The following is a 26,838-nucleotide window of genomic DNA, read 5'->3' as shown; positions in this document are numbered from 1 at the left end:
TGTCGGCTAGCGGTGAAGACTACCGGGTACAACCCCGGTCGCCAACGGCCCCTGCCCAGCTGGAACACCTGCAGTAACACCGGTACACTCCCGCCACCGTTGGTACCGCCGAGGAGACACCGTGGCTGCATCCGCTGGCGCTCGCGGACTCTGGATACAGGCCATGCCGGTGCTGTTCGTGCTGCTGTGGAGCACGGGCTTCATCGGCGCCCGCTTCGGTCTACCCTATGCCGAGCCGTTCACGTTCCTGACCGTCCGCTTCCTGTGCACGCTGGTTGTCCTGTACGTCATCATCCTGCTGATGCGGGAGATCTGGCCCCGGGGGCTGAAGGCGTGGCTGCACATTGGCTTCGCCGGTGTCCTCGTCCACGCCGCCTATCTGGGTGGGGTGTTCTCCGCCATAGAACAGGGCATGCCCGCCGGGGTGACAGCGCTGATCGTGGGGCTCCAGCCGCTGGTCACCGCCGGCGTCGCCCGCTCCTGGCTGGGCGAGACCATCACCCGCAACCAGTGGCTGGGGATCATTCTCGGTCTGGTGGGCATTTCCCTGGTGCTGGGCGAGCAGCTGGACCTCACGACACCCGGCCAGACCTTTACCGGTTTCGGGCCCATGGCCCTGGTGGCGGCCCTGGCGGCGCTGCTGGGCATTTCCCTTGGCACCATCTACCAGAAGCGTTACTGCACCGCCATGCCACTCACCACCGGCACCTTCATCCAGTTCGTAGGTGCGGCACTGGTCCTGGGGCTCGGCGCCATGCTGTTCGAGACGCGGGAGATCGAGTGGTCGCTGACATTCACACTGACCCTCGCGTGGCTGATCTTCGGGCTGTCCATTGCCGCGATCCTGCTGTTGATGGCGCTGATCCGGCGCGGCGAGGCGTCCCGGGTGGCGAGCCTTTTCTACCTGGTGCCGCCGGTGACGGCGGTGGAGGCCTGGATCCTGTTCGGCGAGCGGCTGGGGCCCATGGCCCTGAGCGGTATCGTGATCGCCGTGATCGGTGTGGCGCTGGCTTCCCGGCAGCAGGCGCGCTGATTCATGCCCACCGCACACCGTGGAAGCCTGGCAACCACCCTCTTGGTGCTGGCGGGGGCCGTGCTCTGGGGCACTGCCGGCCCGGCGTCGCAGTTTCTCTATCAGGGCACCGACACGTCGCCCATGGCCGTGGCCCTGCTGCGGTTGAGCCTGGCAACCCCCCTGCTGCTGCTGATCGCGGCACCCACGCTACGACGCCACGCGGGACAACTGCGCGCTCGTGCCCGGCCGGTCCTGCTCGGCGGCATCTGTATTGCGCTCTATCAGGTATTCTACTTCCAGGCGGTCTCGGTCTCCGGGGTCACGCTGGCCACGCTCACCGCGCTGTGTCCGGTGCCGGTGCTGGTGGCGATCCTGGCGCGTCTCGTTCTCGACGAGCGGACGATGCCCATCCCGTGGTTCGGCATTGCCGCCGCCAGCACCGGCACGCTGCTGCTGGTGGGAACCCCGGAGACGGAATCGGCCCCGGCACAGCTGATCCTCGGGGCGGCCCTCGGGCTCACGGCCAGCCTGGCCTTCTCGGGCATTGCCCTGACCGGGCGCGCCCTGGGTGACGGCATGGCTCCCCTGACAGTGACCGCCAGCCTGTTTCTGGTGGGGGCGCTGACGCTGTCGCCCACGATCCTGTTCATCCCCGGTGCGGTGGCTGCCGCCTTCGACAGCTGGCCCACGGTGGCCTTTCTGGTGCTGGTGCCCACGGTACTCGCCTACGGCCTGTTCTACGGCGGGGTAGGCAGAACCCCCGCCGCGGTGACCGGCATTCTCATCGTCGCTGAACCGTTGACTGCGGCAAGCCTGGGATGGGCCCTGTTCAGCGAGACGCTCTCACCGCTGCAGGGCGTCGGGGCAGCACTCCTTTGCATCGCCATGGTGCGGGCGGCATTACAGCAGCGCGGGTGACACCGCGGCCGCCACCGGCTCAGCCGCGAAGCCCCAGCACATCTTCCATGTCATAGATGCCCGGCGGCTGCTGCCGGACCCAGACGGCGCTGCGCGTGGCACCGCGGGCGAAGGTCATGCGGCTACTGGCGCGGTGGGTGATTTCCATGCGCTCGCCCAGACCCAGGAACATCACCGTGTGATCGCCCACCACGTCACCGCCGCGGATGGTCTCGAAGCCGATGGTCTTGCTGTCGCGTTCACCGGTGCGGCCTTCGCGGCCGTAGATGGCGCACTCGTCGAGATTCCGGCCCAGGGAGTGGGCCAGCACCTCACCCATGCGCAGGGCGGTGCCCGACGGGGCATCGATCTTGTGGCGGTGATGCGCCTCGATGACTTCCACGTCGAAGTCGTCACCCAGCGCCCTGGCCGCCGTGGCCAGCAAGCGCAGCGTCAGGTTCACGCCCACGCTGAAGTTGGCTGCGTGAACCACGGGGATGCGTGTCGCCGCCTCACGGAGCTGGCGCTTGTGTTCGTCATCCAGCCCGGTGGTGCCGATCACCATGGGAACGCCGGCCCCGGCACAGGCGGCGGCGTTGGCGACGGTTGCCTCCGGCAGGGTGAAATCGATGAGCACGTCGACCCCGGCCAGGGCCGCCTCGACATCGTCGGTCACGGTGAGGTCCATGCGCCCCTGGCCGGCAAGCTCGCCGGCATCGACACCCAGCAGGGATGAGCCCGGCCGCTCAAGTGCCGCCGCCAGCTCCAGCTCCGCGTGTTCCAGGGTCGCCGCGATCAGATTGCGCCCCATGCGACCGCCAGCGCCGCAGATTCCGATACGAATGGCCATCTTCGCTCTCCCCCTGCCTGCCCGGCGACACCGCCAGGCGCAATCAGAACTTCAATTCGTCAAAGAACCGCTTGGCCTTGTCCACCCAGGAGCTGCCCTCGGGGGTGTGCTTGCGGCCGCCCTGCTCCAGGGTCTCGCCGAAGCGCTCCAGCAGTTCCTTCTGCTCCCGGGTGAGATTGACCGGCGTCTCCACCGCAACGCGGCAAAGCAGGTCCCCCTGCGGACCACCGCGGACCGGCTTGACGCCCTTGCCGCGGATCTTGAACGTCTTGCCCGACTGGGTACCCGGCGGGATGCGCAGGTTCACGCGCCCCTCCAGGGTCGGCACTTCCACTTCACCACCCAGGGCGGCGGTGACCACGTTGATGGGCATCTCGCAGCGCAGGTGAGCGCCGTCGCGCGTGAAAATCGGGTGCTCCCGGACCATGACCTGCACGTAGAGATCGCCGGGCGGTCCGCCACGCTCGCCCGGCTCGCCCTCGCCCGACAGGCGGATGCGGTCGCCGGTATCCACGCCGGCGGGGATCTTGACGTTGAGTTCCTTGGTTTCCTCGTTCTTGCCGTCGCCGCCGCAGGTGCCGCAGGGATCGGTAACCATGACCCCGGTACCACCGCAGCGCGGGCAGGTCTGCTGAATCGAGAAAAAGCCCTGCTGCACGCGCACGTCACCGTGACCGTTACAGGTGGTGCAGGTGTCCGGCTCGCGGCCCCCGGCCTGGCCTTTCCCGTCGCAGGCCTCGCACAGGCTCCAGGTGGGGATCTCCAGCGTTTTCTCGACGCCGAACACCGCCTCTTCCAGGTTCAGTTCCAGGTTGTAGCGCAGGTCCGCGCCGCGGAACATGCGGCTGCCACCGCGCCCCCCGCCACCGAAGATATCGCCGAAGACGTCGGAGAAGATATCCGAGAAACTGGCTCCGCCGCCACCGCGGGGGCCACCGCCCATGCCGCCCTCAACGCCGGCATGGCCGAACTGGTCGTAGGCCGCGCGCTTCTGTGGATCGGACAGGATCTCGTAGGCGTGCTTCACTTCCTTGAAGCGTATCTCTGTCTCTTCATCCCCCGGGTTACGGTCCGGGTGATACTTCATGGCGAGCTTACGGTACGCCTTCTTGATCTCGTCATCCGAGGCGTTTTTCTGCAGCCCCAGGATTTCGTAGTAATCGCGTTGCGCCATGATTGCGTTCACCCCCCGTGTGCTTCGGCGGCAATCCAGTATTCATCACTATTCGAGAAACGGGCCGCGATCGATCACTCGCGCCCCGCCATGCAGAACGGGCGCAGGGTACCACCCTGCGCCCGTTTGGCTAGCCCTTTGACAGGACAGTTTACTTCTTGTCGTCGTCCTCGTTGACTTCCTCGAACTCGGCATCGACAACATCTTCCGAGCTGCTGTCGGCCTGGGCATCACCGCCGGCTTCCGCGCCACCGGCCTGACCCTGCTGGCCGTACATCTTCTCGGCCAGCTTGCCGGAGGCCTCGCCCAGCTTCTGGGTCTTGGCCTCGATCTCGGCCTTGTCCTCGCCCTTGTTGGCCTCTTCCAGCTCGCTGATGGCCGTCTCGATCTCCTGCTTCTCGTCGGCACCGATGTTGTCGCCCATCTCGTCCAGCGACTTGCGGGTGGCATGGATCAGGTTTTCGGCCTGGTTCCGCGCCTCGACGAGTTCGCGCAGCTTCCGGTCTTCCTCGGCATGCTGCTCTGCATCCTGCACCATGCGCTCGATCTCGTCGTCGTTCAGGCCGCTGGAGGCCTTGATGACGATGGACTGCTCCTTGCCGGTGGCCTTGTCCTTGGCAGAGACGTTGAGAATGCCGTTGGCATCGATGTCGAAGTTGACCTCGATCTGCGGCACGCCCCGCGGTGCCGGCGGGATGTCCGAGAGGTCGAACCGGCCCAGGGACTTGTTGCCGCTGGCCATCTCGCGCTCACCCTGGAGGATGTGGACGGTCACGGCCGTCTGGTTGTCCTCGGCAGTGGAGAACACCTGGCTCGCCTTGGTCGGGATGGTGGTGTTCTTCTCGATGAGCTTGGTCATCACGCCGCCCATGGTCTCGATCCCCAGGGACAGCGGCGTGACGTCCAGCAGCAGCACGTCCTTGACGTCGCCGCCGAGCACGCCGGCCTGGATTGCAGCGCCAATGGCCACGGCCTCGTCCGGGTTGACGTCCTTGCGCGGATCCTTGCCGAAGAAGTCCTTCACCGCTTCCTGAACCTTGGGCATGCGGGTCTGGCCGCCCACCAGGATGACTTCGTCCACCTGGGAGGCACTCAGGCCGGCATCCTTCAGCGCAGTCTTGCTGGGCTCGATGGTCCGCTTGACCAGATCCTCCACCATGGACTCGAACTTGGCCCGGGTGACCTTCACGGCCAGATGCTTGGGCCCGTTCTGGTCAGCGGTGACGTACGGCAGGTTGACCTCGGTCTGCTGGCTGGAGGAGAGCTCGATCTTGGCCTTCTCGGCAGCCTCGCGCAGACGCTGCATGGCCAGGCGATCACCGCCCAGATCAATGCCCTGTTCCTTCTTGAACTCGCCGATCAGGTAATCAATGATCGCGCGGTCGAAGTCCTCGCCACCGAGGAACGTATCACCGTTGGTGGCCAGCACCTCGAATTGGTGCTCGCCGTCCACTTCCGCAATCTCGATGATGGAAATGTCGAACGTACCACCGCCCAGGTCGTAGACGGCCACCTTGCGATCACCACCCTTCTTGTCCAGACCATAGGCCAGGGCGGCCGCGGTGGGCTCGTTGATGATGCGCTTGACCTCGAGGCCGGCGATCTTGCCGGCGTCCTTTGTGGCCTGGCGCTGGTTGTCGTTGAAGTAGGCCGGCACGGTGATCACCGCTTCGGTGACCTCCTCGCCGAGATAGTCCTCCGCCGTCTGCTTCATCTTCTGCAGAACGCGGGCGGAAATCTCCGGCGGCGCCATCTTCTTGTCGCGTACCTGCACCCAGGCATCACCATTATCTGCTTCGACAATGTGATACGGCATTTCCTTCACGTCGCGCTGGACCACGTCTTCCTTGAACTGACGGCCGATGAGCCGCTTGACCGCGTGCAGCGTGTTCTCCGGGTTGGTGACCGCCTGGCGCTTGGCCGGTGCGCCCACCATGACTTCGCCGTCTTCGGTGAAGGCCACCACGGAAGGCGTCGTGCGATCACCCTCGCTGTTCTCGATGACACGGGACTGCCCGCCATCCATGACCGCCACGCAGGAATTCGTGGTGCCCAGGTCGATACCGATAATCTTGCCCATTACTGTGCTCCTTGAAACGTTGTCGCCAATTCGTTGCTTGCGGCAATTCTGTTGCTGGTTCCCTACATTAGGGCGCCGGGACGTTTTTCAAGCCGCGGCGGTCAGGCCTGCTCGTCGATGTGGCCACCCTGCTGTTGTTCCGCCTCCTTGGAGACAATCACCATGGCCGGCCGCAACAGGCGGTCATTGAGCATGTACCCTTTCTGCACCACATGAATCACGGTGTTCGGTTCATGCTCCGCGGACGGCTGCGTGGCCATGGCTTCATGGCGTTCCGGGTCGAATTTCTTGCCCATGGGCTCGATCTCTTCGACCTCGAACTTCTCCAGCGCCTGGGCGAGCATCTTCAGGGTCAGCTCGGTCCCCTCGCTGAGCTTGGCTACGTCCGCGTTGGCCTCCTGGGCGGCGGCCAACCCCATTTCCAGGCTGTCCTTCACCGGCAGGAGTTCACCGGCCAGCTTCTCCAGTCCCTGCCGCTTGGCCTGCTCCACGTCCTTCTGCAGGCGGCGGCGGGCGTTCTCCATTTCCGCCCGTGCACGCAGAAACTGGTTCCAGTTCTCCTCGGCCTTCTCCTCGGCTTCGCGCAGTTTTTCCTCGAGTTCCTGGACGCGGTCTGACTCCTCGCTGCCACTGGACTCGTCGGCGGTATTGTCATCCAGGGTGCCCTCGACGGGCTGCTGCTCGTTGCTCTCGGCCTCGTCTGTGCGCGTGTCCTGATCCTTGTCAGCCATTGGCACTCTCCAGTTTCATGTTGTCCGGAACCGGTGCTGGCGCGGCCAGACCGGTAATACAATGTGTTCGCAACGGCCGTCCCGCGCCCTGTCCCCGCAGGAAAAGGACACTCGCGACGCCCGTGGTGCATCTACCAGCGGGAGATGGGGATCAATGCGATTGATTCAAGGCGGACCCGAGCAGTTTTGCAGTCATATCTACGATGGGAATGACCCGGTCGTACTCCATGCGGGTCGGCCCGATGACCCCAAGCACGCCCAGCACTTCGCCTTCCGCGGAGTACGGTGACGTCACCAGGCTGCAGCCATCGAAGACGCGGTAGCCCGACTCCTCGCCGATGAATATCTGGATGCCATCGGCGGCGAGACACTGATCGAGAACGTGGAGAATGTCCCGTTTTTCGGTGAAGGCCTGGAACAGGCTGCGCAGCTTCTCGACGTTGGAGAGCTCCTGGAACTCCATGAGGTTGGTCTGCCCGGCCACCACGTAGTCGTCCTGCTCGCCATCCTCGTTCTCGCTGAACACCTTGCCCCCGAGTTCGATCACCGAGGCCATGAGGGCGTTCATGCGCTCCTTGTCCGACTCCATGCCCCGCAGCAGCTCGCTGCGGACCTGATCCACACCCTGCCCGGAAAACTTGCCGTTCAGGAAGTTCGCCACCTGTTGCAGCTCGGACTGGGTGTAGTCCCGGTCCGTGTGCACCACCCGGTTCTCCACCTCGTGCTCGTTGAAGACCAGGATCGCCAGCACCCGCCGGTCGGACAGCGGCAGGAACTCCACGTGGCGCAACGAGCGGGTGACATGCCGCGGCAGCGTCACCACGCCCGCCAGTCGCGTCAGGCCCGAAAGCAGGTTGGAGGCAGAATCCACCAGTTCGTCGGGGCTCTGGCCGCGGGTGAGCTGCAGATCCGTGCGCTGCACCGCGCTGGCATCCAGCGCCTGGACAGTCAGCAGGGTGTCAACGAAGAAGCGGTACCCCTTGTCCGTCGGCACCCGCCCGGAAGACGTGTGCGGAGCCCAGACATACCCCAGCTCTTCCAGGTCCGCCATAACGTTGCGCACGGTCGCCGGGCTGACTTCCAGGCCCGATTCCCGCGTGAGCGTGCGGGACCCAAGGGGCTGCCCCTCGCGGATATACCGGCGCACCATCACCTTCAGCAGGTGCTGCGCCCGTTCGTTCAGTTCCGTGTCCGGTGTGTGCTTACCCATGGCTCTTGAGCACCCTAGTCAGTCTGCTTGCTACCGTGATGCACGACCACGTCAGCGCAGAGCGGCGCTTCCCGGCCCGCCCTGTCACCGTGTCCTGCTGGGAATTCCGCCCGATCACGGCAACATGGATGCGGGCCGGGGATGGCAGGCGGGCTACTGGCTACAGGCGCCGGGCGGCCAGCAACCGGCCCGTCTGCGCCCCGCTCCCGCCAGGCTTTAGCACTCTTCGAGCAGAGTGCTAAAACGCTACCAACGGCCCCGGAGCAAGTCAAATGAGTCAACATCCCGGGTCCCCTCCGTTACACTTGGGCGGACTCCAAGGACTGAACCGTAATCATGCTCAACCATCTGCACGTCCGGGACTTTGCCATTGTCGATGAACTCACGCTGGAATTCGACGCCGGCATGACCACGCTCACCGGCGAAACCGGCGCCGGCAAGTCCATCCTGCTGGACGCCCTTGGGCTCGCCCTGGGTGATCGCGCGGCGGCGGACACCGTACGCCCGGGTGCCGAACGCGCCGAGATCACCGTGACCTTTTCCATCGATACGCTCCCCGCCTGCCAGGCCTGGTTGCAGACCCAGGAACTGGACGATGACGGTGAATGCATGGTGCGCCGCGTAGTGCAGGCCAGCGGGCGCTCCCGGGGCTTCATCAACGGCCGCCCGGTGCCACTGCAGCAGCTGCGTGAACTGGGCGAGCAGCTGGTGGACATCCACGGTCAACACGAACACCAGTCCCTGATGCGCCGGGACATCCAGCGCAGCATCGTCGACGACCACGCGGGTAACGACGACCTCCTGGGCGACGCCGCGCGGCTCCACCAGGCGCTGGCGGACTGCCAAACCGAGATGGAGACCCTGCGAGGCGGCTTCGAGGACCAGGACGCCCGTCGGGACCTGCTGCGCTACCAGACCAGCGAGTTGGAGGAACTGGACCTCTCCGCCGAGGGTCTGGAGGCGCTCAATGCCGAACACAGGCGTCTGGCCAATGCCGGCACGCTGGCGGAAACCAGCCAGCGGCTCCTGCAGATGCTCTACGAGGACGAGCACGCAGCGCAGTCGATTATCGGTCAGGGCCTGCGGGAACTCGAGGAGTCCCTGGATAAAGATCCGGCGCTTGCCGACGTCCACGAGCAGCTGAGCGGCGCCCAGGCCCACCTGGAGGAGGCCGTCAGTGGCCTGCGCCATCACCTGGATTCCATCGACCTGGACCCGGCACGGCTGGAGGACGTGGAGCAGCGCATCAGCAACCTCAGCGATCTGGCACGCAAGCACCATGTCCGCGAGGACGAGCTTGCCGACGTCTACCAGCGCCTGTGCGGGGAGTTGGAGGCGCTGGAACACAGCGACGAACGGCTCGAAGAGCTGCAACAGCAGCACCAGCGGCTGACGCGGGAGTACCAGGACGTCGCGGAGAGACTACGGGAGCGTCGCCGTAACGCGGCCACAGCCCTGAGCGAATCGGTCACGGCTCAGCTCGCTGAACTGAGCATGGCCGGCGCGGCGTTCCGCATTGACGTGACGCCCCGGGAATCCGGCCAGCCCACGCCCCACGGCCTGGACGACATCAGCTTCCAGGTTCGCACCAATGCCGGTCAGCCCTTCGGGCCTCTCAACCGCATTGCCTCCGGCGGCGAGCTCTCGCGCCTGAGCCTGGCCATCCAGGTCGCGGCCGCGGGGACCACGCACATCCCGACGCTGATTTTCGACGAGGCGGATGCCGGGATCGGCGGCGGCGTGGCGGAGGTGGTGGGGCGGCAACTGCGCAGGCTCGGTGAGTATCATCAGGTGCTGTGCGTCACGCACCTTCCTCAGGTGGCTTCCCAGGCGCACCATCATCTGCAGGTACACAAGCGCACGGAGGCGGACAGCACCGCCACCACCGTCCAGCCACTGGATCGGGAACAGCGGGTGCAGGAGGTCGCGCGCATGCTCGGCGGGGTCGAACTCACCGATGCCACCATGGAGCACGCCGCCGAGATGCTACAGCGCGCCGAATCCGCTTGAGCCGCCCTGCCCGGTCAATCGCCGCGCTGCAGGCAGTTGCGGCACAACCCGTAAATGACCAGTGCCTGGTCGGCGATTTCGTAGCCCCGCTCGGCAGCGATGCGCCGCTGGCGTTCCGCCACTACCGGATCGTGGAACTCCTCGATTGCACCGCAGTCCACGCAGACAATATGATCATGGGGCTCGTCGTCCAGTTCGAACATGGACTGGCCACCTTCAAAATGGTGCCGCCGGACCAGCCCGGCCTCTTCGAACTGAGTGAGCACGCGGTAAACGGTGGCGAGGCCGATTTCCTCTCCGGCGTCCAGCAGCGCCTTGTAGACGTCCTCGGCAGAAAGGTGCCGCCGCCCTCCGGTGCTGTGCTGTTCCAGCACGTCCAGCACCTTGGTTCGCGGCACGGTTACCTTGAGGCCGGCCTTGCGCAGGTCGCGTGATTCCACGGTGCCCCCGTCAGAAGTGTTATACGTTATGATCGCGCACTATCGACGCAGGAACAAAGGCATCAGCACCATGCGACCCGTGATTCTCGGCTTATCCATCCTCGGCGGCGGCGCCCTGCTCACCGGCTGCTCCTACAGCGACATTCCGTTCGCCTATGAGGTCCCCGTGCAGCAGGGGAATATCATCACCGACGACATGATCGACGAGCTGGAGCCCGGCATGACCCGCCGCCAGGTACGGTTTGTGCTCGGCACACCGGCCATCGAAGACATTTTCCGGGATGACCGCTGGGACTACATCCATACCGAAACGCCGGGTGGCGGCGGCACACCCGACCGCCTGACGGTGATCTTTGACGGCGACCGGCTGGTTCGCCTGGAAGGCAACCTGGCACCGGAGAATTTCGGCGGTTCCTGATCTCCACCGGGCCTCAGCGGAGGCGGGCCCGTTGGCGGCGCGCCTCCCGGGGATCGATCTCCAGCGGCCGGTAGATCTCCACCCGGTCGCCGGCCCGTAGCACGTGATCTCCCTCCACGGCGCGCCCGTACACGCCCAGCGGCGCCTCTTCAGGATCGATTTCGGGAAACTCTCGGGCCATGCCCGAGTGCCGCACCGCCTCCCGAGCCGACGTATCCGGGGGCACCTCGACATCCACGACGAGCTGCCGCTCCGGCCTTGCGTAGGCGACCTGGATCAGGATTGATTCAGCGCTGTGGTCTGCCATAGACCTGATCCGCCCGGGTCACGAAGGAATCCACCAGCCGGTTGGCCACCTGCTCGAACACCCGCCCGAAGGCCATGCGCACGATTGAATTGCTGAACTCGAATTCCAGATCCAGGGCCACCTTGCTGGCATCCTCCCGCAGCTGCTGGAAACGCCAATAACCGTCAAGGCGACGGAAGGGCCCCTCCACGAGTCGCACTTCCAGCATCTTTCCCGGTTGCGCCCTGTTAAGCGTCGTGAACGAGCGTGATATCCCGCTTTTGCTGATGGTGACGTAGGCCTTGATTTCATCACCGCTGCGCTCGATGACGCCACTGTCGCTGCACCATGGAAGAAACTCCTTGTAGCGATCCACATCATTGACCAGGTCGAACATGGCCCGGGCGGAATGCGGCACGAGGGCGCTTCGTGAAATGGACGTCATCGCAAGAAGTCCTTAGCGGTTATCGGCTTGTTCAGATGGACTGTGCTGCCGCCAGGTCGCGCCGAGGTACACGCGAACTGTCAAAGCGGCAACGCGCCCGAAACTCTCGCCAAAAGGGCCAGCAGAATCAAGGGGGCGACATAGCGCAGCATCGGCATCCAGAAATCGTAGCGCCAATCCTCCCGCAGGCGCAGCGCACCGCGGAGCACCTCCGCGGGCACACACCAGCCAGTGAACGCCAGAATCAGCAGTGCCACGGCCGGGATGGCCACCCAGGCAAAACCCGCAACCGCGGTGAACAGTCCTGCTTCCCCCGTCCCGGCATTCAACCACCAGGTTGTAGCCACCAGCGCGAGCACCCCGGTCAACCAGGCCACGCCCCCCACCAGGGCCGTGGCCCGGATCCGCTCCACTCGACCCTGCTCCACCACGGCTCCCACCACCACCTGCATCAAGGCAATCACCGTAGTGAACACGACGATCAGCAGGAGCAGCGCCAGGGCCAGAGTCGCCTCGCGCCCCCCGGGCAATCCCAGCATGGTCTCCGGCAGGACGTGCAACATCAGCACTGGCCCCGACATCCCATCACCCCCGCCACCCGGCAACAAAAGGATGGATACCAGCAAGGCCGCCAGAACCGCGAACAGGAGATCCAGGGCCAGTGCCGCGCCGGCGCTGCTCAGCACTGGCCAGCGGTCAGACAGCGCGGCACCGTAGACCGTTGCGATCCCCAACGCCACCACCGTGGAGAACAGCGCGTACTCGCCTGCGGCCTGCACGCCATCCCAGCCAAGACTCTCGAAGCGCACATCGAACACCCGCTCCCAGGCCGGGGCGAGACTGCCCCACTGGGTGGCCCAGGCAACCAGAGCGGCCAGCAGCACAAACGCCGCCGGCACCAGCCCACGCATGACGCGCTGGGTGCCCAGGACCAGTCCCTGACCGACCACCAGGCAGGCCCCGCCCACCATCAGGGTATGCCACAGCAGCCAGCGCTCCGGCTCCGCCCACAGTGAGGCGAAAACGCGGGTGGTGGTCACCGCGTCCACCACCGGACTGCGGTCCACCGCGACGGCCTGCAGCCAGGCGCCCAGGGCCCCGCCGACCATGACCTGCAGCACCAGCAACAGGCCAGCCATGGTCACGGCAAGCCAGCCGACTCCGGTCCAGAGCCCGGACTGGCCCTGCGACGTTGCCATACGGTATATGCCGTCCGGGAGGGTGCGGCGCACCGAGCGACCCAGAGCAATCTCTGCAAGCCACAGCGGCAGCACCATCAGCACCAGGAAGCCGCCGTAGGCGAGCAGAAACGCGCCACCCCCGTGCTCGGTGACCAGTGCGGGAAACGCCCACAGGTTCCCGAGCCCGATGGCTGCCCCGGTCAAGGCAAAGACGAATGCGAACGGCCCGCCCCACTCCCCCTGGAGCGAGCGCTTCGGAATGGCCACGGCTGCCCTCCTCGGCCCAGCGGTACACCCCTTCTCCGGGTGTGCGACCCCGTTTCTTGTGCTGCCCCGTTTGGCGGACGAGCGGGGAGGTGCTTCTATCCTGACACTGGCTGCATTGTCCCCTGCCCTCTGGATTACGACAAGGCGTGCCTGCTGGCGGGGAGGCCCGCCCACCGTTACAATGCGCGCCGTGAGCAAAAAGAGCGGAAAAAAGAAGACGGACGACAGCAACGTCATTGCGGTGAACCGCAAGGCGCGGCACGAGTTCTTCATCGAGGAGACCTTCGAGACCGGCCTGGCGCTGGAGGGCTGGGAGGTGAAGAGCCTGCGCGCCGGGCGCGCCAACCTGCAGGAAGGCTACGTGGTCATCCGGCGCCGGCAGGCGTGGCTGATTGGTGCCAACTTCCCGCCGTTGCCCTCGGCGTCCACCCATGTCAAGCCGGACCCAACGCGGACGCGCAAGCTGCTGCTGCACCGGCGTGAGCTGGCACGGCTTATCGGCGCCACGGAACGCCAGGGTTACACCCTGGTGCCGCTGAAGCTGTACTGGAAACGCGGTCTGGCGAAACTCGAAATCGGGCTGGCCAAGGGCAAGCAGAAGCAGGACAAACGCGAGACCAAGAAGCAGCAGGACTGGCAGCGCCAGAAGGAACGCCTGCTCAAGCACAAAGTCTGACGACGTGCAGGCTCACAGCGGCCTTGAATTACGGTATACTGCCCTTACCTAGTCAGTAGGTAACGATTCGCTTCGGGGGTGTCATGGTCTCGACGTGGGTCGTGAAACCTGAGGTGCATGCCGAGGACGTCATCTCACCTCGTAAAACATGATGGCCAACTTAAAATAGTTGCCAACGACGAAAACTACGCTCTAGCGGCCTAAATCCCGCTAGCCCCCGACCGGCAAGTGCCTGTGCTTCCGACTCGGGGGTCGTAGCTCACAGGACCGCAGCGAGGGGGTTCCGCCTGCACCCCACGCTGTTAAATCAATCAGGCTAGTTGAGCGTGTTCCGCTGCCTGCCGGGAAGCGCTCGGCGAATGCAATAGGCGGGCTAAGCATGTAGATCCGACGGTGGATCTCCCGCGGACGGGGGTTCGAATCCCCCCACCTCCACCAAATATTGGTTCCACGAAGTCCACCAACTTCCAGTGAACCCTCCAAACCCCGCACCATGCGGGGTTTTCTTTTCCGGTCCGGTCCAATGGCCCTGACTCAGTAACGGTGTCGGACAGGCAGCGTCCCCCGGATCTGGCCAGGCGGCACCAGCACATCTTAACCCGTGGCCTCCAGCGACCGTCCCGGCGCGCCCGGGCGGTGCAGTCCAATAGCCTGCCAGCCGATGGAGACAAGCTGCGCCTGGTTCGAGCAGTTCAGCTTTTGCAGGGAGCTGCTTCACATACCCTCGGATGGTCTCGATCCTCGAGCCCCTAGTGGTGGCGATATCCACGAGCGTCCGGCCCACCAGCAAATGTGCCATGACGTCGGCCTCCGCCGGCGTGAGTTTATAGCGCTGGCGCAGGTAACGCCGATCAATGCTGCCCGGCTGCCCGGCGCGACGGCAAAGTACCAGGCGCTGCTCGTCCGGCACGCCATTGCCTTCAAACGGCAGGACAGTCAGCTCAAGACCACTGCCGTCTCTCGGGTCATCCAGGTAGAGCGTCGTGCCCGAGTGCATCAGGGCGTCACCGGGGTTTAGCAGCAACGTAGCAAACCGCCGGTCGGCCCCCTCATCAGCGAGGCGAAGGCGCCCTCCCCTGGAGCAAACGAGGCCCCGGGCCTTCCGAAGCATCGACTCCGCTTCCCCCTGAAGCGCCAGGATGGTGCCTTGGCGATCACACTGAATGAGTCCAAGCCCCCAGTGGGCGAGAAGCCCGTTGACGGCGTCGGCTTGCCTGCGCGTGGCCTCGACCGCGCGAGCGATTTGCATGGCACGTCGCAGATGCGGGATGACAACATCGATGTCCTGGAGTGTCTCGGGCCGAATGGGGCCGGACTCCCGGGCGTTCTGCACGCTGACGCCGCAATTCAAGCCGCGATCCACCGGCAGATACCCGACGGCGAAGTGCACGACACGACCCGGTTCGTAGAAGCCCTCGTAGACCTCGCTGCCCTCGAACTCCGCCCGGCTCATCAGCATCTCGTTGGTGACGGCGTTGCGCGGTGAGCGTGCAAAAAGGCTGGGGCCGATCTCATCGCGCCCGGCCCAGCGTGTGAGGTAATGGTGGAGCTCCGCATCACTGATCCCCGACGACACGCCCTGGAGGATGATGCCCTGATCGTTCATGTAGAGGACGTGACAGAAGTCGGTCCCGAGATACCCGCGAAGCGCATCAATATCCCACGGCCCGCCCTCTGCCGCCCGCGCGTAGAAGGTCTCGATGACGCCGCCCAGCGCAGCAAGCCGCCGTCCATCCATTCCGGATGCCCCGATGTCGTGTTATCAAAAATTATAGCGAGCGCGGACGTCGCCGCAACCCGACACTCTGATCGGGTGGAGGCGGTGCGAGATGCTCCTGGTGCAGCGAGGGCTGGTCGCGGAAGGCGAAGGCCGTGAGTTTCTGGAGTCCTCGGCGTTTCTCCAAGGCTGTCGAGTGGTCGTTTGTGACGCGGAGTCCGGCGCGGCTGCCAGGTCCCCCAGGTCCGATCCATGTGTAATGCGCAAAAAAATGCCCCAGCACTCGGGGGGAGAGGCCGGGGCCCAATGCGACCTGGGAGGTCGCCACGCTGAGTTACAAACCACGCTGGGAAAGCGCACGACAACGGTAACGCCATGGGGCGGGTGGGTCTGTACGGAACCGTACGCAGTATTGCCGCCCCCGCGGTTCTGTGCTCTCTTTCGTGGCGCCGGGCTTCGGGAACGTGTGCGGTGGGGTGTCGACGACGTTGGCGTCGGCACCCCGCGGCCGTTAGCGGATGTTGCTGCTGGCGACCTCCTCGCCCTCGACGCTGGACGAAACGACCCGGAAGTTCAGCTGCGTCGCTAAAAAGCCCAGATCCTGGAGGCGTGCTTCGGTTCCGGTCACCTCGGTGGTGGACTGCTCCTCGTACCGCCCGGAGGACTGTGCCTCGGTGGCTGCGGGTATGAAACCAAGCTCGGCCGCCTTGTCCATGCCGACGCTACCGTGGGAGACGTCGACGGTGTTGACGATCTGCGAGGGGTGGACAGCGTCCGGCATGAAACCGTAGTCGATCAGGCGCTGCTCGGTGCTGTCGAGGGCGGCCGCACTGGTTGCGAAGCCGGCAAGAGCGACGGTGGTGATCAGGTTGCGCATCATCATGGTGAAACTCCTTCAAGGATGTCGTGGTTGATTATCGAAGGCGCTGGCTCATCCCGTTCGCCGTTGATGAACAGGCCAGGGCGTCAGTAGCGCCTTACATGAGGTATACGGGCCGGATCCGATTCCGGATGCACCGGCGCAGAAAAACTTTTGCTGGAAGGGAGGGCTGAATGACCGGGAATGGCCGCGGAGGCTCTGGACCGGCTACTGCTGTCGATGGCGGAGCAACACCGCCTGAGTCCTGCCGGCCCTACCGGCACCCCCGCCCGGGCTAGTCGGGCTCCACCGGAGTCAGCACCAGAGCGTGCTCATCCCCGTCGATGCGCCCAACGGTGACGATTTGACCTTGATCGTTGATGGCCGGTGCCTTTTCGAAGACGAAAGCGCCGTGATGGGGGTCACCGGGGTGGATCAAATCGTTCAGGTCGCGCATACCGCCCCCCTGCTCCCACAGGAAGGCGCGTGGGCCCGACTCTGACTCGGAAACGCCCACCACCTGACCTGCCTCGTTGATTGCGGAGGCTCTGCTGGAATGGCCTCCGGGCAAGGTGCCAAGATTGACCACCTCCCCCTCGCGCCAGAGGAATGCGCGCTGCTCGCCGTCGAGCTTCCCCGTCCCGACGATTTGACCCCGATCGTTGATGTCCACGGCATGGCCCGTTGCCAGGCCCAGGTCGATCATCTCGTCGTTTTCCCACAGGAAAGCGCGACTGGCATCAGCCGTGGGAATGAAGCCCGGAAACGCGACGGAACTCGCGCCGACCACCTGACCCTGCGCATTGATCGCATGGGCCGAACTTGTATCTTCGCCTCCGGGCAGGCTGCCGAGGTCCACCAGATGGCCGTTCTGCCACAGGAACGCGCGTCGGGATCGGCTTGATGCCCAAGGGTCGTCAACAGCCCAGCCCACCACCTGTGACTTGCTGTTAATGGCCAGGGCTGAACTGACATTCCCTCCGTACGCGGGCACATCACCGATGTCCATGATGCTCCCGTGCTGCCACAGGAACGCTTTCAACGAAACTGTCGCGCTGCTGCCTGCGCTGCCGACAATTTGTCCCTGCTCGTTGATACCGTGCAGGGAGGTCCACTGAGAATGCTGGATATTCAGCACATTGCCATCAGTCCACAGGACTCCGTGACCATCACCCTGGCCCCATCCCGATGTACTCCAGCCAACCACCTGGCCGGCGTTGTTGATGTCCGTGGCGTGCGTCGTCACCGGATGATCTTCGAAGGGAGGGCCTGACAGGAACGGAAGATTGCCGAGAACGGTGATGGTAAAGGGGCCATCTCCCCGGGACCCGCCGACGTCGTTACCGTCGCCGTTTGCCGTGTCACCATCCGGCAGAGGGGCGCGATCACTCTCGTCGATCATGTCATCCCCCCTACTGTTCCCGTTGCCACCGCCACCGCCGCTGCCATCAATGCAGCCCGCCAGCGCAATCGCCGCAGCGGCGACAACACCCGCAGCGGCAGACAGTCCTGCATTGGTCATCTGGACTTCCATGTCGTGTGTCACGGACGTAACGCCGCTGCCCCCTCCGCCAAGGCGACGGCACGATCCACGCTGACGCCTGTCGACATTAACCCCCGGCGCTGCATTAAGTCGGTGCGATTCCGTACGCAGGCCTCTGCAGCCATCATGACGCGGAAAAAGCGGGCCCCGCAGGGCCCGCCCTCCTTCAGCCTGATCGTCTTTCTACCCGCTGGTCACCGGAGTCATGACAGGAGTCATTCCCCGATAAGCGGCCGGGGTCTATGGAGTCTGTGCGATACCGCACCAAGGAGGCGCCGAGGTGCCGACGTTCAGGACTGCGGATCCTGGCGCAGCCTCGCCTCCAGCGTTTTCGTATCGGTGATGTCGAACAGGGTGATGACAACACCGTCGATCACGTTGTCCAGCCTGCGGTAGGGCATGATGCGCACGGAGAACCAGCGCTCGTCGCCGGCCATGATCTGTTTCTCCGTCGGCACCAGGGTGCGCAGGGTTTCAGCCGCATCGTCATTCAGGTGGGGGTATTCCAGGGTCGTGGTCAGGTCACTCAGCGGGCGGCCCATGTCGCTTTCCCGCAGATTGAAGACACCGGCTGCGCGCTCCGTGTAGCGCCGGACATTGAGGCTCTGATCGAGAAACACGATGGCGATTTCGATGCTGTTGAGAACGTTCTGCATGTCGCTCTGGGCGAGGGCCAGATCGTCCAGCTTCGCGTGCAGTTCGTTGTTGATGGTCTGCAGTTCCTCGTTCATGGACTGCATCTCCTCCTTCGAGGTGGTGAGTTCCTCGTTGGTGGATTGCAGCTCCTCGTTGGTGGACTGCAGTTCCTCGTTCGATGACTGAAGCTCTTCCCGCGAGACCCGCGCCTCTTCGCGCAGGGCGATGATCTCGTCCCGATACTGCTGGATTTCGGCCTCGTGGGCCGCTTCCAGGGCGCTCTGGCCCCCTTTCCCCCGCCGCCTGGGTGCCCGGGCAACATCCCGGAAGACCACCATGGTCATGCCGCGCAGGGCGGCGGGTTCATGCAGGGCCTGCACTGTGACATCGACGGTCTGCCCGGCGTGTTCCTCCGTCATTTTCAGGCCGTGGAGATGGACGGGCTCCGCCTGCTCACGGGCCTGCTTGAGCGTCTGGACGATGGGAGCGCGCAGCCCCGGACGGGCCATGGCGTGGATGTTCCAGTTGGCCTTGCCCGCCGCGGGCTCCAGATACTTGCCGGTGCGTCCGCTGATGTAGACGATATCGCCTTCGCTGTTGAGCAGAACGGCAGCCGGTGCGTACACCTGGAGCAGCACATGATCGGCGGCCGCCTGGACGTTGTCGGCCTTGTCGTCGGGAAAGTCTGGAGTCGGCACGGCATGCTCCCTGGTCGCCCGGGACAACGGGGGAAAGGATTTTAACAGGAACTCGGGGCCTTCAATGGCCGGGGTCTCCTGCCGTGAATAGATGCGCAGGGGCGACCGTAACGGCGTGAACAGGTGTGTCTGTCGGCCCACGGTCTCGGAACTGCCCAGCAGCAGCAACCCGTCGGGGCGCAGACAATAGTGGAACAGCGGAATCAGCCTGCGCTGGAGCGCCCCATCAAAGTAGATGAGCAGATTGCGGCATGCCACCACATCGAGCTTGGTGAAGGGCGGATCCAGCACCACATCGTGCTGGGCAAACAGCACCATGTCGCGAATCCCGATGTTCACCTGGTAATGGTTCTCGTGGCGGGTAAAAAACCGGGCCAGGCGCTCCGGCGAGAGCTGATCGCCAACGGACAGCGGATACTCACCGCGACGCGCGGTGGCGATGGCGTCCGGGCTCAGGTCCGAGGCAAAGATCTGCATGTGCGTCGGCGCGGGTTGGGCGACGGCATCCGCCGCTTCACAGAACGCCATGGCCAGTGAATAGGCCTCTTCTCCGGTGGAGCACCCCACCACCCAGGCCCGCAACGGCTCGGACTTCGGGCGTTGCACGAGCAGATCCGGCAGTGCCGTCTCGACCAGGTACGCCCAGAAATCCGGGTCACGAAAGAAACTGGTGACGCCGATCAGCAGCTCCTTGAACAGCAGATCGACTTCCTGCTTGCTTTGCTCCAGCAGGTCGGCATAGAGCGACAACGTGTCGATCCCGTGGATGGTCATGCGACGCTCGATGCGGCGATGCAGGGTGCTGGGTTTGTACAGGGAGAAGTCATGCCGGGTGTGTTGCCGCAAGGAACGGAGGATACGTTCCACCGGCTCCGTCGGTCCCGCGCTGCGCCCGGCGTCGTCCACCGCGGCCACGGGCTCCGGGACCCTGTCCACATGGGCCTGGATGCGCGCCGCCAACTCCTCGGGCACGGCAACGATGTCGGCGCACCCGGCCGCAATCGCGCTTTGCGGCATGGCGTCGAACTGGGCCGACTCCGGTTGCTGGACCAGGGTCAGGCCACCCACCGCCTTGACCGCCTGCATGCCCAGGGTGCCGTCCGCGCCCATGCCGGACAGGATCACGGCGATGGCGCGTCCCCCGAGCGTCCGCGCCAGGGACGAGAAGAACACGTTGATGGGCAGACGCATGCCGCGCGGCTCGATGGGCCTCGCCAGCTGCAGTGTGCCGGCCGCCAGACTCAGTTCGGTATTGGGCGGAATGACGTACACGGTGTCGCGGGCCACCGCCATGCCCTGCTCCGCCTCATGCACGGGCATGGTGGTGACCCGCTGCAGGAGCTCGGGCAGCAACGCCTTCTGGGTGGGATCCAGGTGCTGGACCACGACATAGGCCAGGCCACTGTCAGGCCGGACGTGCGCAAGAAAGGCTTCCAGCGCGGACAACCCACCCGCCGAGGCGCCCAGACCCACGATTCGGGGCGTGGTCATGGCATCGGGCCCCGTCAAGCCTCGCCGGAACCCTGCTGTTCCGAGACGATCAACAGCACCACATCGCGGCTTGGGGGCACCGAAGCGGCAATGTGGGCCACCAGGCCGCTGTGGTTGAAGCGGACCTGGCAGCTGGCGCGTTCGTCATGGCCAGGTAGCGCATCGAACAGATCCCGTATCGCCGTTCGGCTCTTGTTGCTGAGGAACCAGGCAAAGTTGCGACCCACCGCAGCCTGCCGACCGACGCCGAGCAAACTGACGCCGGCGCGATTGACGTCCATGACGGCACCGTCCAAGGCTACCATGAAATAGCCAAGCGGGGCCCACTCGAAGAGATCGCGACATTGCTCCAGGCTCGCCGCCATCTCCTGTTCCGCCATTACCATTTGCTCGTGTTGCAGGCCCAGCTCGACCTGGTGAACCTGGAGCTCGTGGAGCAGCTTGAGCGCATCAGCGGCGCTGTCCCGGGAACTGGCGAGCTGGTAGAGCATCCCCAGGGCGTCAGGGCCCACCGTCCAGCTATCGGGCACCGCCGGGGCCGTTCCGGACTTGAGCCGATTCTCGGCCTCGAGGCGCAGCCGTGCTTCTTGCTCGAACTCTCTGGACGTCATACGCCCTCCGATGGTGCTTCCATTCTGCGCCCCATCATACGCCTTTCGGCAGTGCCGCCGGCAAATGCTTGCTCGCCAGGAGCAGCGCGCAATCCTCCGCGGGCAACGGGTGGCTCAAGTAATAGCCCTGAGCCGTGTCGCAGCCGTGTTCGCGGAGAAACGTGAGTTGCTCCACCGTCTCCACGCCACAACCGACAACGCGACGGGTCAGAATCGTCCCCAGCCCGGCGACCATGTCGATCATGCTGGCTGCATCGTTGTCAGCGCTCATGTCCCGCATGAACGACCCGTCGATCTTGAGGACATCCAGCGGGAAGCGCCGCAGGTGATGCAGGCTCAGGCGCCCTGCTCCGAAGTGGTCCACCGCAATCTGCACCCCCGTGCTCTTGAGCTCCGAGAGCGTCATGGCGGCGACATCGGCATCCTGCACCAGCACCTCTTCGGGCACCTCCAGGGTCACGGTGGCCGGATCGACTCCGTTTTCCGCCAGGATCTCGGCCACGCGACCGGCCAGACCGGGATTTCTGAGCTGCGCCGCGGAGATATTGACCGCGATGGGTAACGGGGTCAGGCCCGATTCCTGCCATTTGCGGCTCTGGCGACATGCCTCCGAGAGCACCCACTGGCCGATGCGCATGCTCAGCCCGCCCTGCTCCGCGTACCGCAGAAAATCGCCCGGCCTTATGAGCCCCTGCGTCGGGTTATCCCAACGCACCAGTGCCTCCACGCCGACAATGCGGCCGGTGGCGACATGGAACTGGGGCTGGTAGTGCAGCCGAAGCTCCGTCTCGTCGAGGGCACAGCCCGGATCACCGTTGGCGGACCGCCGCAACCCCGCCCGACCCTTCATACTGGCACTGCAGTAACCATAGCCATCCCGCCCGTTGGCCTTCGCCTGGTACATCGCCGTGTCGGCGTGTTCGATGATGCTCTCGGCATCATTCCCGTCATCGGGATGAATGCTGATGCCCACGCTGGCAGACACCTGCAGCGTGTGTCCGTTGATACGCAGGGGCATGGTGGCCGCTGCCAACAGTTTCTCGGCGATGTGCTCCGCATCCTCCGGCTCATCGATCTCCGAGAGCAGGATGACGAACTCGTCCCCCCCGAGCCGGCAGACGGTATCGGAGACGCGCACGCCGGCCGCGAGGCGGTCGGCGACCTTGCGCAGCACCTGGTCACCGATGGTGTGCCCCAGGGAATCATTGATCTCCTTGAAGTGATCCAGGTCCAGGAAGAGCAGCGCTACCTGCTTGCGGTGACGCTGCGCAAGCCCGATCGCCTGGTTCAGGCGCTCTGTCAGGAGCGCCCTGTTGGGCAGGCCGGTCAGGGTGTCATGGTGCGCCAGGTAGGCCATCTTGCGGATCATGCCCCGGGACTGGCTCACGTCCCGGAAGACAATGACGGCGCCGGCAACCTGTCCGTTGCGATCATGGATGGGCGCCGCAGAGTCCTCGATGCCGACACCGCTGCCGTCGCGCCGGAAGAGGACACAGTTGTCCACCAGACCAACCGTCCGGTCCTCGGTCATGGCGGCGAGGGCCGGATTGGCCGCAGCCTCTCCCGTGGGGCCATTGACGATATTGAAGACCTGGGAGAGTGGTTCTCCCAACGCCTCGTCGCGTGACCAGCCGGTCATGGTCTCCGCCACGCGGTTCAGGTACGTCACCCGGCCCCGGGTATCGGTCACCAGCACCGCATCGCCGATGGAGTTCAGCGTCACCTGTGCGCGCTCTTTCTCCTCGTACAGGGCCTCCTCGAATACCCGCACCTTTGCCTCGGCGACTTTCCGCTGGGCCACGTAGGCCAATGCGGCGGTCAGCCAGTCGCTTTGCTCCAGCCCCGTCTCGTCGATAGGCAGCATCAGCGCGCCGGCGGCAGCCAGGCGTGTTCGCTCGAGTGCGTCGCCGGCCTGGTCTGATACGGCCCGATTGCACAGCACCACGTCCACTTCACGGCTGACCAGGTAGGTACATGCGCCGGACAATGTGGTCACGTGCTGCATGCGCAACGGCCCACCGAAACACGCCGCCAGTACATCCCGGACCGCGGCTGCCTTGGCGCTTGCAGGCTCGATCAGAAGTATCGACACTGGAGACACAAGCTGTGCGGGGGTCTCCGGCTGGTGTTTCGCCCAGGTGCCCCCTACGCTTCTTCGCTCCATCAATGCTCCTCCTAGCGCCTTGCCACTGTGCCGACACGAACGCCGCATCGCGTTACAGCGAACACGTCCTGTCATGATCAAGCTACGATAGTGTCGCCGGAGCAGCGGATACGTCTGTACGGTAGACGTGGACGGGGGCGTTCTATGTGCGGAACCGCACGTACGGACGGCGACGGTGTTGCCGACAATCCCGGCGAGTCGTCGCGTATTCATCTAGACTGCATTGAACAGCCAGAGGGGACAGGTACTCACCATGATGGACCATTCCCGTAACCGGAATGCACAAGCTGCGACGGGGACAGGGACTAGCCACCAGCCCGCGCCCACGTCGCCGGACCCGAAACTCAACCACCTCCTGGGGGCGCTGCCGCCGGAGGAGTACGACCGCATCCTGCCGCACCTGGAACTGGTGGCGCTGCCCCTGGATGAGACCCTGTGTGAAGCGTACTTCGAGATGAAATACGTGTACTTCCCCCTGGATTGCATCGTGTCCCTTCTTGGCATCATGGAAAACGGTGGCTCGGCGGAGATTTCCGTGGTCGGCAACGAAGGCATTGTCGGGGTTTCCCTGTTCATGGGTGGTGAAACCACCCCCAGCCGTGCCGTGGTGCAGGCGGGCGGGCACGCCTTCCGCCTCAAGGGCAGTTTGCTCAAGGAAGCGTTCTACCGGGCGGGCCCAATGCAACGGCTCCTGCTGCGTTACACCCAGGCGCTGTTGACGCAGATGGCGCAGACGGTTGTCTGCAACCGGCATCACTCCCTGGATCAGCAGCTCTGTCGCTGGCTGCTCCTGAGCATCGATCGGCTGGGCAATAATCACCTCCTCATGACCCAGGAGCTGATCGCCAACATGCTGGGCGTGCGCCGCGAGGGTGTCACCGAAGCGGCGGGCAAGCTGCAGAAGGCCGGCCTGATCCACTACTACCGCGGGCATATCGAAGTCCTGGACAGACAGGGCCTGGAACATCGCACCTGCGAGTGCTACGAGGTGGTCAAACGGGAGTATGACCGGCTGTTGCCGCACAGCGAGGCGCAATAGGACACTGCCCCCAAGGACACGAGGGCAACGTTTGTGGCCGCATGAGGGCTGACGAACCGGCCCTCATGCCCTGGCGGGTTTCTTAAGAGCCGCCCACCGAACGGTCTGGCGCGTTCTCGATGATCACTTCCACGCGGCGGTTCTGTTGCCGGCCGGATGCATCCTCGTTGGTGGCGATTGGTCGAGCCTCACCCATACCGGACGTGGACAGCCGATCCGGTGAAATGCCCTGGCGGGTCAGGTAGGAGCGCACCGAGTCCGCCCGGCGCTCGGAAAGCCGCTGATTGGACTGTGCATTGCCGACACTGTCGGTATGCCCCTCGATCAGCACGCGCCGCGCTAGCATTCATCCCGCCCCTGCAAAGCCCGTCACAGTATGAAACGACGGTAGAGGTCAGGCTTTCAGGCATCTGTACGCTATCCCACAGAGCCGCACCAAGCGGGTCAGGTGAGGGTAACCACGGGAAGAGGACGCCGGGCATCGACTTTTCCCCGCGTCGTATCGACGATATGCTCGTGACGCCTATGTACAACGACAACACCACAGAGGGCCGCACGGGCGAACCGGGGTACGATCCCGGCGGGACGAGCGCGACGTCCCCGGTCTCCCCGCAGCGAACGCGCAAGATTGTCGTGATCAACGGCAAGGGCGGGTGCGGCAAGACCACCGTGTCCACGAACCTGGCGGTGTGGTACGCCCATGCCGGCTACCACCCCGCCCTGTTCGACCACGATCCACAGACCTCCAGCAGCCGCTGGCTGAACGCGCGATCACAGGCAGCACCGCCGATTCACGGGGTGTCCCTGCAGGAGCGCCAGAGCCTGGGTGTGACCCGTAGCTGGCACCTTCGCGTTCCCCATGAGACGCGTCGCATCATCAACGACACCCCCGCCGGTGTGGCCGGGCTGGAGATTGCCGATCACGTCGAAGGGGCGGATGTCATTCTCATCCCGGTGCTGCCATCGTCCATCGACATCGAGGCCGGCGCGGACTTCATCAGGGATCTACTGCTCAAGGCCAAGATCCGGCGGGACCATCGTGGCGCGCGCGTTGGCATCATCGCCAACCGCATCAAGGAGCACACCGTGGCCCTGCAGTCCCTGGAGCGGTTCCTGCAGACGCTGCACATTCCTGTGGTGGCACGCCTCCGGGATACGCAGAGCTACCTGCACGCCGCCGAACAGGGGCTTGGCATCCGGGAACTGCGCACCCACAACCGCGCCGTGGAGCGGGAGCTGAAATCATGGCAGGGATTGCTGGAATGGCTCGAAGGTGGTCCCATCGATAGCGGGTCGCAACGGAGCTGACACTCAGTCCGCGGCGTCCGCCGTGCTGCGGATCTGGCTGTCACGCATGGTCAGCCGATGCACCGGCGCGTTGAGCCGCATGCGAACGGCGTTGAGCAACTCGTCCCATTTCACCCGCCCCTTCTCCTCGAAGATGCTCTCGTAGTCGCTGAGGCTCCAGTCCAGGAACGCGGTGGGGTCGAGACGGCGCTGGATATGCCAGATCTCGTAGTGCAGATGCGGCCCATCAGTGACACCGCTCTCGCCGCTGCTGGCGATCACTTCCCCTTTGCGGACGAAATCCCCGGGCTCCACCTCGAACTCATCCAGGTGCGCATAGTAGGTGCGGAAGCCGAAATTGTGGTTAACGATGACCAGGTTGCCGTAGCCGCTGTCACCGTGGTAACCAGCGTATTCGATGACCCCGTCCGCGGTGGAAATCACCGGCGTGCCCACCGGCGCACGGAGATCAATCCCCGGGTGGAAGCGCCGCTCCCCGTGGACCGGGTGCGTGCGCCAGCCATAGTCGCTGGTGACGCCGCGATCGCGCATGGGGTAACCGCTGGGCACGTTCTGCAGGAAGGTGGTCCGCTCCAACGCGGTATGACTGGCGGTATCCAGGCGGGCGGCAATCGCTTCGTCACCCCCCGGCTGCAGGCCGATCAAGCTCTCGATTTCGCCGAGTTCGGTGGTGACGTAATCCAGCTGATCGTTCTTCTGTTCGACGGTCTCGATCAGCGCACCGTTGACTTCCTGGAGGCGGGCATATTCCTGCATGGCAGTATCCCGCCGCTCCTCCAGCGCACTGGCCTCCTGGTGAAGCCACACGATGAGAGAGGAGCCGGCACCGAGCACGAGCACCAGCGCCAATACGAAAACCAGGGCGAAGGTGCGCACCAACTGGTGCAGCGAATACTGCCGCGAACCCCTGAAATCTGTAATGGTGACCGTAAACTTCTGTCTCATCAGGCCTCGATCCTGATTCACACGCTGTTTTCCGGCCCATCCCTGCCCGGTTGCGAAGTACCGTTGATCATATTGACTGAGAGGGTAATCCACAAAAGCCCGGAGAGACGCCAACCCGTTCTCATTCCCGACCTGCGGTATCGGTTA

The 26,838-nt window shown here is 64.7% G+C and carries 25 protein-coding genes and 1 other RNA gene; 10 read left to right on the top strand and 16 right to left on the bottom strand.

Translation table 11 applies throughout. The features are described 5' to 3' along the window. Positions 1-121: 121 nt before the first annotated feature. Both KU884_RS08410 and KU884_RS08405 read left to right on the top strand, forming a co-directional pair. Positions 122-1,033 carry a DMT family transporter gene (locus KU884_RS08410; RefSeq protein WP_254432216.1) on the top strand — a complete coding sequence of 304 codons (912 nt, stop codon included), beginning with the start codon at positions 122-124 and terminating at the stop codon, positions 1,031-1,033. 3 nt (positions 1,034-1,036) lie between these two features. Next, positions 1,037-1,933: a DMT family transporter gene (locus tag KU884_RS08405; protein ID WP_167782230.1), complete on the top strand. Its 897-nt coding sequence runs from the start codon at positions 1,037-1,039 to the stop codon at positions 1,931-1,933. 19 nt (positions 1,934-1,952) lie between these two features. Here the strand turns inward: KU884_RS08405 and dapB are convergent, their stop codons facing one another. The 5 genes from dapB to hrcA all read right to left on the bottom strand — a co-directional run bounded on the left by dapB (position 1,953) and on the right by hrcA (position 7,957). Then, on the bottom strand, positions 1,953-2,762 hold the full coding sequence (gene dapB / locus KU884_RS08400; protein WP_167782229.1) for a 4-hydroxy-tetrahydrodipicolinate reductase: 810 nt from the start codon (positions 2,760-2,762) through the stop codon (positions 1,953-1,955). A gap of 43 nt (positions 2,763-2,805) precedes the next feature. Then, positions 2,806-3,936, bottom strand: coding sequence for a molecular chaperone DnaJ (gene dnaJ, locus KU884_RS08395; protein WP_167782228.1), 1,131 nt, complete (start codon positions 3,934-3,936; stop codon positions 2,806-2,808). A 151-nt stretch (positions 3,937-4,087) separates the two neighbouring features. Beyond that, complete coding sequence (gene dnaK / locus KU884_RS08390; RefSeq protein WP_167782227.1) at positions 4,088-6,016, bottom strand: molecular chaperone DnaK; 1,929 nt, start codon at positions 6,014-6,016, stop codon at positions 4,088-4,090. A gap of 101 nt (positions 6,017-6,117) precedes the next feature. Continuing rightward, the gene (gene grpE / locus KU884_RS08385) at positions 6,118-6,747 is read right to left on the bottom strand and encodes a nucleotide exchange factor GrpE (protein ID WP_167782226.1); all 630 of its coding nucleotides are present in this window, start codon (positions 6,745-6,747) and stop codon (positions 6,118-6,120) included. A gap of 151 nt (positions 6,748-6,898) precedes the next feature. Beyond that, positions 6,899-7,957 carry a heat-inducible transcriptional repressor HrcA gene (gene hrcA / locus KU884_RS08380; RefSeq protein WP_167782225.1) on the bottom strand — a complete coding sequence of 353 codons (1,059 nt, stop codon included), beginning with the start codon at positions 7,955-7,957 and terminating at the stop codon, positions 6,899-6,901. 336 nt (positions 7,958-8,293) lie between these two features. Between hrcA and recN the strand changes: the two genes are divergently transcribed. Then, positions 8,294-9,967, top strand: coding sequence for a DNA repair protein RecN (recN, locus tag KU884_RS08375; protein WP_167782224.1), 1,674 nt, complete (start codon positions 8,294-8,296; stop codon positions 9,965-9,967). 14 nt (positions 9,968-9,981) lie between these two features. Here the strand turns inward: recN and fur are convergent, their stop codons facing one another. Further along, positions 9,982-10,407: a ferric iron uptake transcriptional regulator gene (fur, locus tag KU884_RS08370; RefSeq protein WP_167782223.1), complete on the bottom strand. Its 426-nt coding sequence runs from the start codon at positions 10,405-10,407 to the stop codon at positions 9,982-9,984. A 70-nt stretch (positions 10,408-10,477) separates the two neighbouring features. Between fur and KU884_RS08365 the strand changes: the two genes are divergently transcribed. Then, a complete protein-coding gene (locus KU884_RS08365; RefSeq protein WP_167784180.1) occupies positions 10,478-10,825 on the top strand; it encodes an outer membrane protein assembly factor BamE in 348 nt (115 codons plus the stop codon). A 13-nt stretch (positions 10,826-10,838) separates the two neighbouring features. On the opposite strand, the gene KU884_RS08360 is transcribed toward KU884_RS08365, so the two are convergent. The 3 genes from KU884_RS08360 to KU884_RS08350 all read right to left on the bottom strand — a co-directional run bounded on the left by KU884_RS08360 (position 10,839) and on the right by KU884_RS08350 (position 13,004). Continuing rightward, the gene (locus KU884_RS08360; RefSeq protein WP_167782222.1) at positions 10,839-11,132 is read right to left on the bottom strand and encodes an RnfH family protein; all 294 of its coding nucleotides are present in this window, start codon (positions 11,130-11,132) and stop codon (positions 10,839-10,841) included. Then, a complete protein-coding gene (locus KU884_RS08355) occupies positions 11,113-11,556 on the bottom strand; it encodes a type II toxin-antitoxin system RatA family toxin (protein WP_167782221.1) in 444 nt (147 codons plus the stop codon). The genes KU884_RS08360 and KU884_RS08355 overlap by 20 nt, the downstream gene beginning before the upstream one ends. 80 nt (positions 11,557-11,636) lie before the next feature. Continuing rightward, positions 11,637-13,004, bottom strand: a complete 1,368-nt coding sequence (locus tag KU884_RS08350) for a hypothetical protein (RefSeq protein ID WP_167782220.1) — start codon at positions 13,002-13,004, stop codon at positions 11,637-11,639. A gap of 181 nt (positions 13,005-13,185) precedes the next feature. Between KU884_RS08350 and smpB the strand changes: the two genes are divergently transcribed. From smpB to KU884_RS08330, 4 genes are all read left to right on the top strand, one after another. After that, entirely contained in the window at positions 13,186-13,680 is a 495-nt protein-coding gene (gene smpB / locus KU884_RS08345; protein WP_167782219.1) for an SsrA-binding protein SmpB, read from the top strand. Positions 13,681-13,754: 74 nt separating this feature from the next. Continuing rightward, positions 13,755-14,118: a transfer-messenger RNA gene (gene ssrA, locus KU884_RS08340) on the top strand. 352 nt (positions 14,119-14,470) lie between these two features. Continuing rightward, a complete protein-coding gene (locus KU884_RS08335) occupies positions 14,471-14,698 on the top strand; it encodes a hypothetical protein (protein ID WP_167782218.1) in 228 nt (75 codons plus the stop codon). 129 nt (positions 14,699-14,827) lie between these two features. Next, complete coding sequence (locus tag KU884_RS08330; protein ID WP_167782217.1) at positions 14,828-15,166, top strand: hypothetical protein; 339 nt, start codon at positions 14,828-14,830, stop codon at positions 15,164-15,166. Positions 15,167-15,908: 742 nt separating this feature from the next. Here KU884_RS08330 and KU884_RS08325 read toward each other — a convergent pair. From KU884_RS08325 to KU884_RS08305, 5 genes are all read right to left on the bottom strand, one after another. Beyond that, positions 15,909-16,280, bottom strand: coding sequence for a hypothetical protein (locus KU884_RS08325; protein WP_167782216.1), 372 nt, complete (start codon positions 16,278-16,280; stop codon positions 15,909-15,911). A gap of 271 nt (positions 16,281-16,551) precedes the next feature. Beyond that, the gene (locus tag KU884_RS08320) at positions 16,552-17,790 is read right to left on the bottom strand and encodes a DUF3466 family protein (RefSeq protein WP_167782215.1); all 1,239 of its coding nucleotides are present in this window, start codon (positions 17,788-17,790) and stop codon (positions 16,552-16,554) included. Positions 17,791-18,089: 299 nt separating this feature from the next. Continuing rightward, positions 18,090-20,624: a chemotaxis protein CheB gene (locus tag KU884_RS08315; RefSeq protein WP_167782214.1), complete on the bottom strand. Its 2,535-nt coding sequence runs from the start codon at positions 20,622-20,624 to the stop codon at positions 18,090-18,092. A 14-nt stretch (positions 20,625-20,638) separates the two neighbouring features. Beyond that, positions 20,639-21,235 carry a PAS domain-containing protein gene (locus KU884_RS08310; protein WP_167782213.1) on the bottom strand — a complete coding sequence of 199 codons (597 nt, stop codon included), beginning with the start codon at positions 21,233-21,235 and terminating at the stop codon, positions 20,639-20,641. 34 nt (positions 21,236-21,269) lie between these two features. Then, positions 21,270-23,399 (bottom strand): bifunctional diguanylate cyclase/phosphodiesterase, encoded by a 2,130-nt coding sequence (locus KU884_RS08305; RefSeq protein ID WP_167782212.1) that lies wholly within the window; start codon positions 23,397-23,399, stop codon positions 21,270-21,272. A gap of 253 nt (positions 23,400-23,652) precedes the next feature. Here KU884_RS08305 and KU884_RS08300 point away from each other — a divergent pair, with 253 nt between their 5' ends. Next, entirely contained in the window at positions 23,653-24,438 is a 786-nt protein-coding gene (locus KU884_RS08300; RefSeq protein WP_254432215.1) for a Crp/Fnr family transcriptional regulator, read from the top strand. An 82-nt stretch (positions 24,439-24,520) separates the two neighbouring features. On the opposite strand, the gene KU884_RS08295 is transcribed toward KU884_RS08300, so the two are convergent. Continuing rightward, positions 24,521-24,784: an OmpA family protein gene (locus KU884_RS08295; RefSeq protein WP_167782211.1), complete on the bottom strand. Its 264-nt coding sequence runs from the start codon at positions 24,782-24,784 to the stop codon at positions 24,521-24,523. Positions 24,785-24,963: 179 nt separating this feature from the next. Here KU884_RS08295 and KU884_RS08290 point away from each other — a divergent pair, with 179 nt between their 5' ends. Continuing rightward, entirely contained in the window at positions 24,964-25,746 is a 783-nt protein-coding gene (locus KU884_RS08290; protein WP_167782210.1) for a ParA family protein, read from the top strand. 3 nt (positions 25,747-25,749) lie between these two features. Here the strand turns inward: KU884_RS08290 and KU884_RS08285 are convergent, their stop codons facing one another. Beyond that, entirely contained in the window at positions 25,750-26,691 is a 942-nt protein-coding gene (locus KU884_RS08285; RefSeq protein ID WP_167782209.1) for a M23 family metallopeptidase, read from the bottom strand. Positions 26,692-26,838: the final 147 nt, after the last annotated feature.

It is taken from the genome of Aquisalimonas sp. 2447 (assembly GCF_012044895.1).
GTDB lineage: Bacteria > Pseudomonadota > Gammaproteobacteria > Nitrococcales > Aquisalimonadaceae > Aquisalimonas.
This window is presented reverse-complemented; position numbering and strand designations above follow the sequence as displayed.

Bases quoted from the DNA above. Each gene is read 5' to 3' on its own strand.
- KU884_RS08405 (WP_167782230.1), top strand. From the start codon at position 1,037: ATGCCCACCGCACACCGTGGAAGCCTGGCAACCACCCTCTTGGTGCTG.
- dapB (WP_167782229.1), bottom strand. From the start codon at position 2,762: ATGGCCATTCGTATCGGAATCTGCGGCGCTGGCGGTCGCATGGGGCGC.
- dnaJ (WP_167782228.1), bottom strand. From the start codon at position 3,936: ATGGCGCAACGCGATTACTACGAAATCCTGGGGCTGCAGAAAAACGCC.
- dnaK (WP_167782227.1), bottom strand. From the start codon at position 6,016: ATGGGCAAGATTATCGGTATCGACCTGGGCACCACGAATTCCTGCGTG.
- grpE (WP_167782226.1), bottom strand. From the start codon at position 6,747: ATGGCTGACAAGGATCAGGACACGCGCACAGACGAGGCCGAGAGCAAC.
- hrcA (WP_167782225.1), bottom strand. From the start codon at position 7,957: ATGGGTAAGCACACACCGGACACGGAACTGAACGAACGGGCGCAGCAC.
- recN (WP_167782224.1), top strand. From the start codon at position 8,294: ATGCTCAACCATCTGCACGTCCGGGACTTTGCCATTGTCGATGAACTC.
- KU884_RS08365 (WP_167784180.1), top strand. From the start codon at position 10,478: ATGCGACCCGTGATTCTCGGCTTATCCATCCTCGGCGGCGGCGCCCTG.
- KU884_RS08360 (WP_167782222.1), bottom strand. From the start codon at position 11,132: ATGGCAGACCACAGCGCTGAATCAATCCTGATCCAGGTCGCCTACGCA.
- KU884_RS08355 (WP_167782221.1), bottom strand. From the start codon at position 11,556: ATGACGTCCATTTCACGAAGCGCCCTCGTGCCGCATTCCGCCCGGGCC.
- smpB (WP_167782219.1), top strand. From the start codon at position 13,186: ATGCGCGCCGTGAGCAAAAAGAGCGGAAAAAAGAAGACGGACGACAGC.
- KU884_RS08335 (WP_167782218.1), top strand. From the start codon at position 14,471: ATGTGCCATGACGTCGGCCTCCGCCGGCGTGAGTTTATAGCGCTGGCG.
- KU884_RS08325 (WP_167782216.1), bottom strand. From the start codon at position 16,280: ATGATGATGCGCAACCTGATCACCACCGTCGCTCTTGCCGGCTTCGCA.
- KU884_RS08320 (WP_167782215.1), bottom strand. From the start codon at position 17,790: ATGGAAGTCCAGATGACCAATGCAGGACTGTCTGCCGCTGCGGGTGTT.
- KU884_RS08315 (WP_167782214.1), bottom strand. From the start codon at position 20,624: ATGACCACGCCCCGAATCGTGGGTCTGGGCGCCTCGGCGGGTGGGTTG.
- KU884_RS08310 (WP_167782213.1), bottom strand. From the start codon at position 21,235: ATGACGTCCAGAGAGTTCGAGCAAGAAGCACGGCTGCGCCTCGAGGCC.
- KU884_RS08305 (WP_167782212.1), bottom strand. From the start codon at position 23,399: ATGGAGCGAAGAAGCGTAGGGGGCACCTGGGCGAAACACCAGCCGGAG.
- KU884_RS08300 (WP_254432215.1), top strand. From the start codon at position 23,653: ATGATGGACCATTCCCGTAACCGGAATGCACAAGCTGCGACGGGGACA.
- KU884_RS08295 (WP_167782211.1), bottom strand. From the start codon at position 24,784: ATGCTAGCGCGGCGCGTGCTGATCGAGGGGCATACCGACAGTGTCGGC.
- KU884_RS08290 (WP_167782210.1), top strand. From the start codon at position 24,964: ATGTACAACGACAACACCACAGAGGGCCGCACGGGCGAACCGGGGTAC.
- KU884_RS08285 (WP_167782209.1), bottom strand. From the start codon at position 26,691: ATGAGACAGAAGTTTACGGTCACCATTACAGATTTCAGGGGTTCGCGG.